The organism is Niallia sp. NCCP-28 (assembly GCF_023168165.1).
Classification (GTDB): Bacteria; Bacillota; Bacilli; order Bacillales; family Cytobacillaceae; genus Niallia.
In genome coordinates this window covers 457,467-471,231 of the sequence record NZ_BQYJ01000004.1, presented here as the reverse complement: position 1 = coordinate 471,231, position 13,765 = coordinate 457,467, and the positions used below count along the sequence as shown (strand labels likewise).

The following is a 13,765-nucleotide window of genomic DNA, read 5'->3' as shown; positions in this document are numbered from 1 at the left end:
AAAGGAGACGATTTGTTGCTTCCAAATAAGATTGGGGGCTTTATCTTAGCCGATGCACTTTGCGATAAACATATCGAGCTCTAAATATACTAAAAAATCACTCCATATTTGAAGTGATTTTTTAGTATTACAAGAAATAGAGAGAATAAGTTTGAGATGAACTTTAAAGTAATCAAAACAACTTTTGGGATTACGGCATTATAATCTACATTTTATGTAGATTAGTATAAAAATCTAAAGGTCATTAAAACGTTTTCAATATTGTTGACTCATTTTATCATCCAGCTTTAAAATTATTTTCTATTTGTTCTAACGATAGTCCTCTTGTTTCGGGCAAGTATTTTCTTATAAATAGGACACCGAAAATCCCAAACATAGCAAATAAGAAAAATGTTCCGGAAAGTCCAATTCCATTTAAAAGAATAGGGAAGAAAAGTCCTACTAAAAAATTGCAGATCCATAAAATAAAAACGGCTATACCCATGCCGATACTACGTAAACGGGCAGGAAATATTTCAGATAATGTAAGCCAGGTCAGCGGTCCAACAGCTCCTTGAAAGAAAGCCAAGTATAATACGGTCAGCGATAATACTGCATATGGCAATATTGGAGATTCAGCAAGCATTAGGGTAGTAATCCCAATAGCAATAAGTGTAATGGTGACACCGATTAAACCTGTAAGAAACATTGTCCGTCTATTTACTTTGTGCATGATGGACATGCCGATAATAACTGCAGCAACCGCAATTAATCCATTTGCCACGTTTCCAATCAATGCTGCTTTTGTTCCGAAACCAGAGTTTTGAAGAATTTGTGTTCCATAGTACATGATAGAATTTATTCCTACTAATTGTGATATAGCCCCAATTCCAATTCCAAGAAGTACAATGCGTCGAATCCAGGGGATTGATAAATCTTTGAATTTTACTTTTTCCATTTTTTTCTGTTCTGAAATATGTGCTTTCATTTCATTCAGTTCTTGTTCAGCAGCGCTTTCGCTGCGAATCTGCTTAAGTATTTTTAGTGCGTCCGCCATTCTTCCTTTGGATGCTAGCCAACGAGGGCTTTCGGGCAGAATAAGCACTCCAATCCAAAGTGCTACAGCTGGCAATGTGGCAATAACTAACATGTAGCGCCATACATGCCCTGCATCGCCAAAAACATTCCCGATAACCGCATTAAATACGTAAGCAAGGAATTGCCCAGTAACAATCATTAATTCGTTTTGAGTAACCAATTTCCCCCGTCGTTCTGAGGGGGACATTTCCGCAAGATAAGATGGAATGATGACAGAAGCACCGCCGACAGCAAGCCCTAACAGAAAACGAAAAGTAATCATCAACATTATATTTGGCGCTATGACACAGCCAAGTGCAGAAAAGAAAAATAAAATGGCAAGATATAAAATAACTTTCCTGCGCCCTTTGTTATCTGATAATCGTCCGCTAAAGATGGAACCAAAAGCGGCACCCAATAATAAAGAGCTTGCCACTAAACCTTCTGTTAAAGGTGTCAGATTTAATTGATCAGGCTTGGCCATAAATGGAAGTGCCCCGTTAATAACGCCTGTATCATATCCGAATAACAGCCCCCCAAAAGTCGAGACGATGGTAACTAATCTTAAAAACTTTTTTGGATCCTTTTTCTTGGGCTGTTTCGTTTGAATGGAATGGTCATCAGATAATTTGGTGCTTTCCATGCTAAATTCCCCCTTTATAAATCGTCTGTGTTTTAACAAAGTTCTTGTCCATTAATATTCTTGTTAAATAGAAGTTTCCCTTTGACTAAGATAGAGAGAATTAGCTTCTACCTCTTGGATAAAAATTATAAATTGGAACTTATTGTTTATGTAGGACCTCTATTTCGAGCAATTTTGCAATAACTCCATAAAGTAAAACTTCAATCAGCACTATTTTTTACTAGCATCTTTTATTTAGGCTGTTGTTGCTATTGACTAATTATCGAAGAAGGTAGATTTCCGCTTCAGGATGCTCGTTTTCCATGGGTCTCACCTGTCCCGCTAATCCGACAGGAGTCTCGCACCTACCTAACTATTTTTGTTTACAACACCTATTTAAAAACAACAATCTTTCAGAAAAGAGTCTTTCTAAAAGATGGTTGGTTGTTTTTTGGATAGTTTCCATGAGTAAAACCACCTACTTCTTTAAAAGTAAAACAGCCTTTATTTAAAAACCGTGGCTTAGCTTCTAGAACCATCACCACGGTTTTGATGAAGTATTCAGATTTAACGCTTATTGAATTTCTTTTAAATGCTCTTCTGCATTTTCCTTTGTAACGACTTTTATTGGGGTTGGGATGCGTTTTTCTATTTTCTCCCCTTTAATCGTTTTGACGGCATTTTCCACTCCCATGTATCCTATATCGTATGGACTTTGGGCAACAGAAGCAGCCAATTTCCCTTCACTAATTAATTTAGTTGCTTCATCTCCTCCGTTTAGTCCAACAATTGGGATGTTGATTTTTGCTTGGTTTGTTGCGCTTAAAGCACCAATAGCCATATCATCATTAGCTGCAAACACGCCAGCTAAGTCACGGTGGTTTTGCAGTACTGCATCAATGACACCAGCAGCTTTAAATTTATCGCTGTCAGCTGGCTGCTGTGCTACGATGTTCATGCCAGCCTTTTTTAATTCCTCTTTTGCTCCTTTAATTCGCTCATCGCTTGCCAAATTACCTTTTGCTCCTTCAACTAATGCCACTTTGTCTCCTTTTTTTAACAAGGATGCAAGGTATTTTCCCCCTTCTTTGCCTGCTGAATAATTGTCTGTTCCAATGAAAGAGACTTTATCTTTCCAATCAGCATCTGTGTCAACAAGAAGGACAGGAATATTGCTTGATTTCGCTAAATCGAATACATTTGATACAGTTGATGGCTGAGACGGGGAGACGACAAGTGCATCGACCCCTTGGCTAATAGCATTATCCATCATATTAACTTGATCAATTACATCAGCTTCTGATGGGGGGCCATTTACTTCGACACTAACCCCTAAATCTTCTCCAGCTTTTTTAGCTCCCGCTTCTACGCTTTTCCAATAAGGATGGCTTAATGTTTTTAAAACTACTTGTATTTTTAAATCCCCTGTCTTTTTTTCTCCAGATGCGTTTGTTTCATTTGCTTGATTACTGCAACCAAGCAGTGTCAAAATACTAAAACATAATATGAATATGACTATTGGCATTTTTTTCATATATCTTCCTCCTTAATTAGTAAACTCATTTAATGCATACGCTTACAAAAATAAAGATAAAGTGAAACTGCACTCAGGATTTTACGGGCAATTATCTCCCACCTAGATTTCTCGTTTTCTTTTACCATCTTGAGGTGGGGTTTTACTGCCCGTTATGCCCGTTAATGCGTGATAAATTTTTTGCCAACTCATGTTCCATTTCTTTTATAGAATGTTTAGTTTGTATAAACAATAATCGATCAGAGAAATACAAACTATATAAATTTTTTATGAAGACGATGTTAAAGTCCAGTAGGGGTTTTGAGTGCATTCATAAAAAATGATTATATATTTTTGTGAATGCACCCAAAATCACCATGGTTCTTTACGAAAGCTTTATTAAAGGCCGTTTTCGCAAACTTTGCTGCTATTCACTAAGCAGCTGGAGAAGGTTAATTTCTGCTTCAGGATGCTCGCTTTTGTCACCTGTCCCGCTGCTCCCACAGGAGTCTCGCACCTCCCGCTCCAATCAATCTAACTAGTTTTTCTTTACAAAACCTAGTTAAAAGCAACAATCTTTAAAAAAAGTTAACGAATGCCAATAGATTTTTTTGCTTTTTCTAAATAATCCCTTGTTCTTTTAGCAATTGGGAATGGCTTATCAAATGGGGCTGGATACATATCCTGTTCAACGACAGCCCAGCCATTGAAATTAATAGCTTGCAAGACTTCAAAAAATGCCTCCATATCAACTACACCTAGTTCAGGCTCACACATAATGTCTTCACTGACAGCTTTGGCAAATGACCATCCTTCTTGTTGCATTTTTTCTCGTACTTTTAGGTCACAGCTCTTAATATGAAGATAAGGAATACGAGTGTGATGTTTGCGCATGAAAGCAACCGGATCGCCATCTGCATAAGCGTGATGACCTGTGTCTAGGCAAAGGTCGATGTCTGTATCGTTTAATAGCCGTTCGATTTGCTCTTCTGTTTCAATATGACTTTGCGCATGCGGATGGAAAACCACTTGAAGACCATATTTGGATTTTGCATGATTTTTGATTTGATTAATGTTAGAAATAAAATTGTCCCATTCTGTATCATTTAAAACTTGAGGCCGAATGAGTTCGCCGGTAAACAGATCTGTATAGCAGTCATCAATCAATACTACATACTTTGCAGTTGGAAATTTCAACTGAAGATTTGCCATTTCATCTAGAAGAGCAATCATTTCCCTTGTTTTGCTGGCGGAAGTAAGATCACCGACAAGTGTTGTAGCAGTGAGCTGCAGGTTTCTTTTATCAAGCTCTTCTTTTAATTGATTGTACTCATTAGGGAGATAGCCCCAAGGCCCAAGTTCAATCCCTTCATAACCGGATTCTGCCATTTCATTCATGCAGCGTTCCCATGGAATTTGTTTTTCATTTTGCGGAAACCATACTCCCCACGAATCTGGCGCTGTTCCAATTTTTATGTTCATGCTATGACGCCTCCTTTGTTTTTTACAGTAATCCAGCTTTTCTGAGCGGCAGATTCCAAGATGGCACTCACCGTTTGATCAATCTGAGCTCCAAATTCAAAATCACAAGTATATGGAGTGCCTTTTGAAACGGCTGATAATAATTCGTTTGCTTCCAATACTTTCATATCATTATAGCCGATAGCAATTCCAGCTGCTGGATAAAAGGCACTGTACCCTTTATGATCTGGACCTAAGAATACTGTTCGGAACCCTCTGTCTGCACTGTCATCAGATGTAAAATATACATTTACTTCATTCATGCGTTCCAATGAATAATAAACTGTTCCTTCCGTTCCTTGGATCTCATACGTTAAATAATTTTTTCTTCCTGCAGCAACACGGCTTGATGAAATTGTACCGATAGCGCCATTTTCATATTCTGCAAGTATTGCGATTAAATCATCATTTTCCACATCTGCAAGTTCTGTGGATCCAGGGGAGGCAGGTCGTTTTTTAATTACTGTTTTAGCTAAAGTGTTAACGCTCTCAATATTTCCTAAAAGAAACTGTGAAACGCTTAAAAGATGAGAGCCAAGGTCACCAAGAGCCCCTGAACCAGAATATTTATTAATATGTCTCCAGGTAATTGGAAGACTTGGGTCAAGCAAGCTATCTTGAGCATATGTTCCAGAAAATCCGATAATTTGTCCAAGTTTGCCTGATTCTATAAGATCTTTTATATAGGCGTTAGCTGGATTCATCACATTATTGTAGCCTACATAATTGACAACACCTTTTTGTTTAGCAAGTTCAGCAAGTTCCGTTGACTGTTCTGCAGATAGAGTAAGCGGTTTCTCGCAGTACACATGTTTTCCGTTTTCCAATGCTGCTTTAGCCACTTCATAGTGAAAAGCGTTCGGTGTTGCGATATCAACAATATCAACCTTTTCGTCTTGAACTACTTCTTGCCAATCCGTAGTCCATCTAGAATACCCAAGCTGCTTGCATGCCTGTTCCGCTGCTTCTGTACTAACATCAGAAACCACTTCAAAAACGGGCTTGCCAGATTCAGGACCGAAATTCAATAAAGCGTTTACAAATGAGTTTGTATGAGCTTTTCCCATCCAACCAGCGCCAACCAGACCAATTCTAATTTCCTTCATTTTATCTATCCCCTTTGTTTTTTAATGTTTATTGCTATCCTGAATTCATTTTATTAAACTATGTATATAAAGTCATTACTGAATATTGCCGAAAAAATATAATATTCTTGCTTTGATTGCTGTTTAAAATATATTGTTGTTCAACAAGCTCCTAAAAAGCAGGAACAATCAGAAAAGGGTGTTGATATGATTGAAAAAGGGGTATTGCCAGAGTCCAAGATGTTTTTTCATATGTCCAGTGATTTTTCTGTGAAGGCGCTTTTCTACTTGATTTATTCAGGCACTTTCTATTGTACAAATGAATATGTTATTGAGCGGCACAATTGGAATAGTTATCTGTTTATGCATATTAGGAAAGGAAAAATGAGGATTGAATATGAAGATAAAGAATTTATCGCTACAGAGAATACCTTTGTTTTCCTGAACTGTTATAAACCGCATTTATACCGGACAGAAGAAGATACGATTTTTGATTGGTTTCACTTTTCAGGAAATGCAAGTGACGACTATTTTGAACAACTCTTTAATAACAATGGATGCGTTTATTCGATTATCAATAATTTTGTGATTGATGATTGTATGACTAGTATTTTAAACATGGCTGAGAACGACAGAATAGATGAAGATGCGGTGTCCATCATGATTCATAAAATTCTTTATGAATTAAAGAATCTATCGAATCAGGCAGATGAAGTCCAACTAAGCATGATTAGAAGTGTCGTCAAATACCTTGAGAGTCACTATCAAGATCCAATAACTTTAAATGATTTAGCTGACCGCGCCAGGTTAAGTCCCTACCATTTTTCCAGGATTTTTAAAAAACATATGAACTGTTCCCCGTATCAGTACTTAATCAACTATCGCATCAATAATGCAAAAAAGCTTTTACATAACACAAGCTTATCTGTTCAAGAAGTTGCTTATGCTAATGGGTTTAACAGTGTCCCACATTTTATACAAATATTTAAAAAGCATACTAATCTATCTCCTAAAAAATTTAGAGATATACAATTTTAACCGTTTTGGATAGATTTTTGTAATCAATTCGAGGGCATAACCTATCCTCCATTTTTGAATGGAAAAAAGATGCTTTTGCATGCTGAAAAAGGAGAAGAAAGCTGATAAATAAGAGATAAAGGAAATTATTCCATTGATAAGGAATTTGCCAATCGCAGAAATTATTGTATAGGAAAAAATGAATGGATGATATTAGTATAGAGCACTTTGATATATGTAATATTTGGTGAACAATAACATGATGCATATTTATTCCTTTTAAAGCTGATTCTTCTATTTAGCAGCGGTGAGTCTGACGTAATGAATCTCGTTTTTTATGCACCATTGTCCCTCTTAATTATGGAATGCTGGTTGAAGAACCAGCTTTTTACTTTTGTTTGGAAAAATCCTTTGATATGTAAAGAAATTATGGCATAGTTAACTATTTAATAGGGAATACAAAAAATAAAAGTTTATTTTGGAGGAAAAAATTGATTCGAGATTTATTTATCCACATATGTATTATGTTGGCTTCTTGTTTTTTAGGTGGGATGTTTTTTAAAAATCCTCATATTATAGAACGTTTTAAAGAAAGGGTATTGCTTGGTCTGCTTACAGGTATTTTTGGTGTTATCCTAATGCAATTTAGTATACAGATTGATGAAAATGTCATTATTGATTTACGGCAGATAGCTATTATCGTAGCTGCAATCTATGGCGGGTTTCTATCGAGCGTTTGTTCTTCCTTAGTAATTTCCGTAGGGAGATTTTTGATAGGATATAATTTCAATATTAGTTCTGTTTTAGTCGTTACAATCATTATTGGCATATTAATGGGGATAATAAGTAAATTAAGGATAACAAGAAAAAGAAAATGGTTAATTATGGTGATGTTAAGCACGTTTATTTTTTCTCTTCTCCTCTATAGCCGTGTTAACCATCTGCCGCATTATCCGCATATTATTGTTTTAAATTGGTTTTTTTCTTTAATAGGCGGTTTTATAGCTTATCAGTCCGTTGAATATATCAGAAAATCCGCCTATTTAAGTTATGAACATAAAAGACAGGCTTCTACAGATTTTCTTACAGGTCTAAAGAATCCTCGGGAATTTGATTCTTTATTAAGCGAAACTTTAGCTCATTCAAACTCAAAAAGCAGAAATTTATCTTTATTATATCTGGATGTTGATTATTTTAAACAAATAAATGATACATATGGTCATCCCGCTGGCGATTTTGTTTTAAAGGAATTAGCGAAAATTCTCAAAGAATCAGTTCGCGGCAATGATTTAATATTTCGTAATGGGGGAGAGGAGTTCGCTGTTTTGTTGTTAGATACAAGCACCTTGCAGTCTAACTATATAGCCGAACGTATCAGAAAAAAAGTGGAAGGGCATAAGTTTATTCTTGGTCAAGAAATAATTATTAAAGTAACCATATCAGTGGGGGTGGTGACTAAAACGGAAAGTGCCATAACTCCAACTGAACTCATTAAATGGGCAGATAGAGCTTTATATATTGCCAAAAACAGGGGAAGAAACCAAATTTACTCTATCAGTAATTACAGCAATGAAAAATTCATCACGCATTAAAGGGCAGCAAGCTCCTCCATCTAAATGGTGGGGAGAAACTTGCCCGTAAAAGCCTGAGTTAGGAAAATCTAACTTAGGCTTTTGGCAATTTCTAAAAATGCTTGGAATTGCTTGGTAAATAGGAATTTTGACAATTCATCGTCACTTTTTTGTTTATTTAAGAATCGGAATCTTCTTGAATCCAATACTCATACTCTATGGCATCTTCTTTGCTTAGCCTTTCGTCGTTAATATAAACGCTATTCCACTCATAGATTTGTTTGTCCAAGTAGACATGGAAAAGAATGCGTACATGTTCTTTATACGTATAATCATAGCCTGTGAATTGAACGATATGGTAGCGGCCTTCTTTTTTTAGATATTGCCATTTAGGATGATCATTATAGGACTCTAATGTAGGAGCTTCTTCACTGTACCTCATGATATCTTTTACATTTGTTTCGGTCGGCAGATAAGACAGTCCATAATCGGCAGCGAAATAAACAGCTCCACCAAGTAATGTCCATCCTATTGCAATGCCGATATGTGCTCCACCTTTTGTCCGCAAATAAGCTTCTTGCAGATGTCTGGGCTGTTTGTTCGCTTTTTCCAATAAATAGTTAGTATGTTTAAAGTACCAACGATTTGCATAGAAGCCAACAAGGAAAGAAGTAATGCCATAGAAGATGAAATCTGCCCAGAGTGGAATATCTGCACAAAAGGACAACGCCAACCAAATCAATTCAATTGCGCAAAAGAGAAGAAATGGTTTATACATTTTTCTATAAGCAAGCCAAATGGTTGTCAGGAAAAAAGCTGCCCAGTTCCAACTATTATTTTTTGAGGGGTCTTTTACTTTTCCCCATTTAAAATCATAGTAGGAGGTATTGCTTTGTGTGACTCGATGTTGTTCTGAAAAGGAAATGATTCCCTCTGAATGTGTTTCTTCCAATTAATAACCTCCAATGCTGCTATAAGTCTAAAAAATACTTCTACTATTATACATGATTACTAATATTTTGAAATTTTATTTTTGTAATTAGGGTTTTAGTGGCATAGCATCAGATGCCTAGCATTTATCACGCATTAACGGGCAGTAAAACCCTCACTGATTGAAGTTTCACTTTATATAAAATGAGGATTTTGCTAAATTCATATCCAGCTATTTTAGAGAATTATTAAGATTGTAAAGTTTCTGTTTAAATTTTCCTAATAATAAAATAATGGACGAAGCCTATGCTACTCTAGAGATAACTTTTTAGAGGAAAAGGGGCTGGAGACATTGACTAAAATTGTGATCGCTGGAGCAGGTTATGTGGGTTTAGTTACAGGTGTTTGTTTGGCAGAAGCGGGGCATAAGGTTACTTGTGTCGATTTTATAGAAGATAAGATTGCTCTGTTGGAGAAAGGAATATCTCCTATTTATGAGCCTGGTCTCAATGAATTGATTAGGAAGAATATGAATGCAGATAAGTTGTCTTTTACGACAGATTATAAAAATGCCTATTGTGATGCAGATGTCATTTTTCTTGGGGTAGGTACACCTGAAAATGAAGATGGTTCCGCTAATTTAAACTTTATTTATACAGCAGCTCGCCAAATTGCGGAAACTATTACACATGATTGCTTAGTTGTCATTAAATCAACGGTCCCGATGGGCACAAATGATAAGGTCGAAGTGTTTATTAAAAACCATTTACAACATAAGGTGAAGGTGGAAGTCGCATCTAATCCAGAGTTTCTTGCTCAAGGAACAGCCGTAAGAGATACGCTGCATGCTTCTCGCATCGTTATTGGAGTAGAGAGTGAACAGGCTAAACAAGTTTTAACAGCTATCTATGCGCCATTTAATCAGCCTATTTTGACGATGAGTCGCCGCAGTGCGGAAATGGTGAAGTATGCTTCGAATGACTTTTTAGCTTTAAAAATCTCCTTTATAAATGATATTGCCAACCTTTGTGAAGCAGTTGGAGCGAATATTGAGGAGGTAACCACTGGGATGAGCTATGACGCTCGGATTGGCGATAAATTTTTAAACCCCGGGATTGGCTACGGCGGATCTTGTTTCCCGAAAGACACAAAAGCCTTGCACTGGCTATCCGAAGAAGAAGGTTATGTTCTGCGTACAGTAAAAGCTGCGATTGAAGTAAATGAAAAGCAAAAGTTTAAGCTGATGAAAAAGGCAAGAAAAGACTTTGCTTCTTTCCAAGGCTTAAAAATTGCTGTATTAGGTTTAACTTTTAAACCAGGAACAGATGACTTAAGAGAAGCTCCATCTATTCCTAATATTCGTTTGTTATTAAATGAAGGTGCACAAGTTTATGCTTATGATCCTATTGGTGTGGAGAACTTTAAGAAGGTTTATCCAACAGGTGTGGTTTATGAAGAAACTCCAGAAGAGGCATTGGAGGATGCGGACCTATGTTTTATCTTTACAGAATGGGAAGAAATCAAAACAATGGATATGAAAGTATTCCGAGAAAAGATGAAAACGCCGTTTGTTTACGATGGGCGCAATTGTTTTTCATTAACAGAAGCAAAAGCAGCAGGGATTAATTATCAATCGATTGGGCGGCCGGAAGTGAAGGCGGCTGCTGTCGTTGAACAGGTAAAAGTATAAAATAATCAGGCATAATAAAGGCGGTAGAGGTATTTTGATACTTATGCTGCCTTTAGTGCAAGGATGATATTTTTTGTAAATATAGAAGTAGTATTACTTGCGTTCTGGCATGTGTATCAATGGTATAGAAGAAAGCATCTTTTATTCTATGTAAAAAATAGTAAAACTTATTGACAGATGAAAGAGGGTATATTATATTATTTTTGTAAGCGTTTCAAATGCAGTTAAGTTTTTTTAGAGAAAAACAAAAACGTTTTCGTAAAATTAGTGAAAGCAAAAATTATTTTTTATGAATAAAGATAATTTTTTTTAAAACTTAACAAAAACGTTTTCGTAAAGATAATTTCACTATCTTTTTTTAATGTAAAACTAAAACGTTTTCGGAAGGGGTTATTTGATAATGATGGATTATGCTTTAGGTCAGGATGAATATAGAAATTGGATTGTTTCAGAAAGAAAATTCTCTCCTGATGCGTTAGGAAAATGCGAATCGATTATGTATTTAGGAAATGGTTATATGGGGTTGCGTTCTGCCGCAGAGGAACAATATTTAAAGGAAGTAAGAAATTTATTTGTAAGCGGTACCTTTAATAAATTCGATGAGAATGAGGTAACAGAGCTTCCTAACTTGGCGGATGTTGTTCAGCTTGCCATTCGAGTAGATGGAGAGCGTTTCAGTCTTGAGTTCGGCGAAACAAAAGAGTATATTCGCCAGTTGAATTTAAAAACTGCAGAATTGTCGAGAGAGATTACTTGGGTTTCTCCAAAAGGGAAAGAACTTCAATTTACATTTCGAAGATTTGTATCGCTTGATAATCTGCATATTATTGGCATGAAGATGGAAGTGCATTCTCCAAAGGATGAAGTAGAGTTTTCTGTTGATTCTGGAATTAATGCACAAATGAGCAATTCAGGATCTCAACATTTTCATGAGGGGGAACGAAGAATATTTGATAAGCGATTTGTCCAGCTTATTCAAACAACAACAGAATCAAAAATCGATGTAGTGATTAATACAGCCCATAAAGTATCTGTTGACGGCAATGAAATTCAAGAGCCTATCATGAAAATGGATCGTCGTAAAGTTTGGCTGACATATAGCTATAAAATACAGCCAGGAAATACATTGGAAATGGAAAAAATCACTGCCATTTATACGAGCAGGGATAAAGAATTTGATACTCCAACTTATGATTTAACAAAGCTTCGCGAATATTCCCTTCAAGACTTGCGGGATAATTTTGCTAAAGGGTATAAGAATTTATTTCAAGAACATGTGAATGCTTGGGAAAAAAAGGTCTGGAATAAATATAGCTTGGAGATTACGAGTGAGGATTCTTATGATCAGTTAGCGTTGCGCTTTGCTTTGTATCATTTAACGATCATGACTCCAGCACATGATGAAAGAATGGGCATTGGAGCAAAAGCATTAAGTGGAGAAGGATACAAAGGTCATTCTTTCTGGGATACGGAAGTATTTATTTTGCCATTCTTTATATACAGCAATCCAGCAATAGCAAAATCATTATTAAAATATCGCTATCTTGGATTGGTGGGTGCAAGGAAGAAGGCTCATGAAAATGGATATGAAGGGGCAATGTATCCTTGGGAAGCAGCTTGGCCAACAGATGGAGAAGTAACGCCAGTATGGGGTGCTGTTGATATTGTGACAGGAGAGCAGACAAAAATCTGGTCTGGATTTATTGAGCAGCATATTACTTCTGACATTGCTTTAGCTGTAGATCAATACTATACCATCACAGGCGACGAGGAGTTTATGAATGATTACGGCTATGAAATGATTTTCGATACGGCTAAGTTCTGGGCAAGTCGTTTAGAGTGGAAGGAAGAAAAGCAAGAATACCACATTAATGAAGTAGTAGGTCCAGATGAGTATAAAGAGCATGTGAATAATAACGCTTTTACTAATCATATGGCACATCATAATATCCAGCTGGCTATGAAATATTATCGTGATCTAGCCAATAGTAAGGAAGGAATGCTTGCAAAACTAAATCAACAATTAGATTTAGTTGAAGCTTATAAAAACTGGCAGGATATAGTGAACCAAATCTATTTGCCGCAGCCGCGAAAAGAAGATTTGGTTATTCCGCAGGATGATCAGTACTTACAGTTAAAAGAAATAGATTTAACAAAATATAAGAACCAGAAAAAAGTCGGAAGTTTGTTTGATGATTATAATTTGGAACAAGTTAATCAAATGCAAATAACGAAACAAGCAGATGTAGTTATTCTGCAGCTATTATTGGAGAAAAACTTTACAACAGAAGTGAAAAAAGCGAATTTTAGCTACTATGAACCAAGAACATTGCATGATTCTTCTTTAAGTTTATCTTCCCATTCTATCCTAGCGAATGATTTAGGCGAAGATGAAATGGCATACGCACTATTCAGAAGAGCGGCAGAAATTGATCTTGGGCCAAAAATGGATTCCTCCGATCATGGAGTTCATGCTGCATCAATCGGGGGAATTTGGATGGCGGCTGTGCTGGGTTTTGCTGGAGTTCGGGTATTAGATGGCAAACTTCGCATTAATCCAACCTTGCCAAAACATTGGAAAGAGATGAACTTTAATATTTTTTGGAAAGGGCAGAAAGTGGCCATTAAGATTACAAAGGACATGTTGAAATTAGAGTGCAAGGAACCAATTGCATTTGAAACATTTGGCAAGAAGTATGAAGGCCATGGTGAAATAGAAATTAGCTTATCCAATAAAGTTGTTCAATAAAAAATCATCTA

The 13,765-nt window shown here is 36.3% G+C and carries 9 protein-coding genes; 4 read left to right on the top strand and 5 right to left on the bottom strand.

What is annotated here, in order from left to right; genetic code table 11:
* Nucleotides 1–277 precede the first annotated feature (277 nt).
* From NCCP28_RS14805 to NCCP28_RS14790, 4 genes are all read right to left on the bottom strand, one after another.
* Nucleotides 278–1,699, bottom strand: a complete 1,422-nt coding sequence (locus NCCP28_RS14805; RefSeq protein WP_248562170.1) for a sugar porter family MFS transporter — start codon at nt 1,697–1,699, stop codon at nt 278–280.
* Nucleotides 1,700–2,252: 553 nt separating this feature from the next.
* A complete protein-coding gene (locus NCCP28_RS14800; protein ID WP_248562169.1) occupies nt 2,253–3,212 on the bottom strand; it encodes a sugar ABC transporter substrate-binding protein in 960 nt (319 codons plus the stop codon).
* 567 nt (nt 3,213–3,779) lie between these two features.
* Nucleotides 3,780–4,673, bottom strand: a complete 894-nt coding sequence (locus NCCP28_RS14795) for a sugar phosphate isomerase/epimerase family protein (RefSeq protein WP_248562168.1) — start codon at nt 4,671–4,673, stop codon at nt 3,780–3,782.
* Nucleotides 4,670–5,818, bottom strand: a complete 1,149-nt coding sequence (locus tag NCCP28_RS14790; protein ID WP_248562167.1) for a Gfo/Idh/MocA family protein — start codon at nt 5,816–5,818, stop codon at nt 4,670–4,672. The genes NCCP28_RS14795 and NCCP28_RS14790 overlap by 4 nt, the downstream gene beginning before the upstream one ends.
* 186 nt (nt 5,819–6,004) lie before the next feature.
* On the opposite strand from NCCP28_RS14790, the gene NCCP28_RS14785 reads away from it, so the two are divergent.
* Both NCCP28_RS14785 and NCCP28_RS14780 read left to right on the top strand, forming a co-directional pair.
* Nucleotides 6,005–6,835: an AraC family transcriptional regulator gene (locus NCCP28_RS14785; RefSeq protein ID WP_248562166.1), complete on the top strand. Its 831-nt coding sequence runs from the start codon at nt 6,005–6,007 to the stop codon at nt 6,833–6,835.
* 470 nt (nt 6,836–7,305) lie between these two features.
* On the top strand, nt 7,306–8,406 hold the full coding sequence (locus tag NCCP28_RS14780; RefSeq protein WP_248562165.1) for a diguanylate cyclase: 1,101 nt from the start codon (nt 7,306–7,308) through the stop codon (nt 8,404–8,406).
* Between the two features lie 157 nt (nt 8,407–8,563).
* On the opposite strand, the gene NCCP28_RS14775 is transcribed toward NCCP28_RS14780, so the two are convergent.
* The gene (locus NCCP28_RS14775) at nt 8,564–9,337 is read right to left on the bottom strand and encodes a DUF2628 domain-containing protein (protein ID WP_248562164.1); all 774 of its coding nucleotides are present in this window, start codon (nt 9,335–9,337) and stop codon (nt 8,564–8,566) included.
* Nucleotides 9,338–9,667: 330 nt separating this feature from the next.
* On the opposite strand from NCCP28_RS14775, the gene NCCP28_RS14770 reads away from it, so the two are divergent.
* Both NCCP28_RS14770 and NCCP28_RS14765 read left to right on the top strand, forming a co-directional pair.
* The gene (locus NCCP28_RS14770; RefSeq protein WP_248562163.1) at nt 9,668–11,005 is read left to right on the top strand and encodes a UDP-glucose dehydrogenase family protein; all 1,338 of its coding nucleotides are present in this window, start codon (nt 9,668–9,670) and stop codon (nt 11,003–11,005) included.
* Between the two features lie 400 nt (nt 11,006–11,405).
* The gene (locus tag NCCP28_RS14765) at nt 11,406–13,754 is read left to right on the top strand and encodes a glycoside hydrolase family 65 protein (protein ID WP_248562162.1); all 2,349 of its coding nucleotides are present in this window, start codon (nt 11,406–11,408) and stop codon (nt 13,752–13,754) included.
* Nucleotides 13,755–13,765 lie beyond the last annotated feature (11 nt).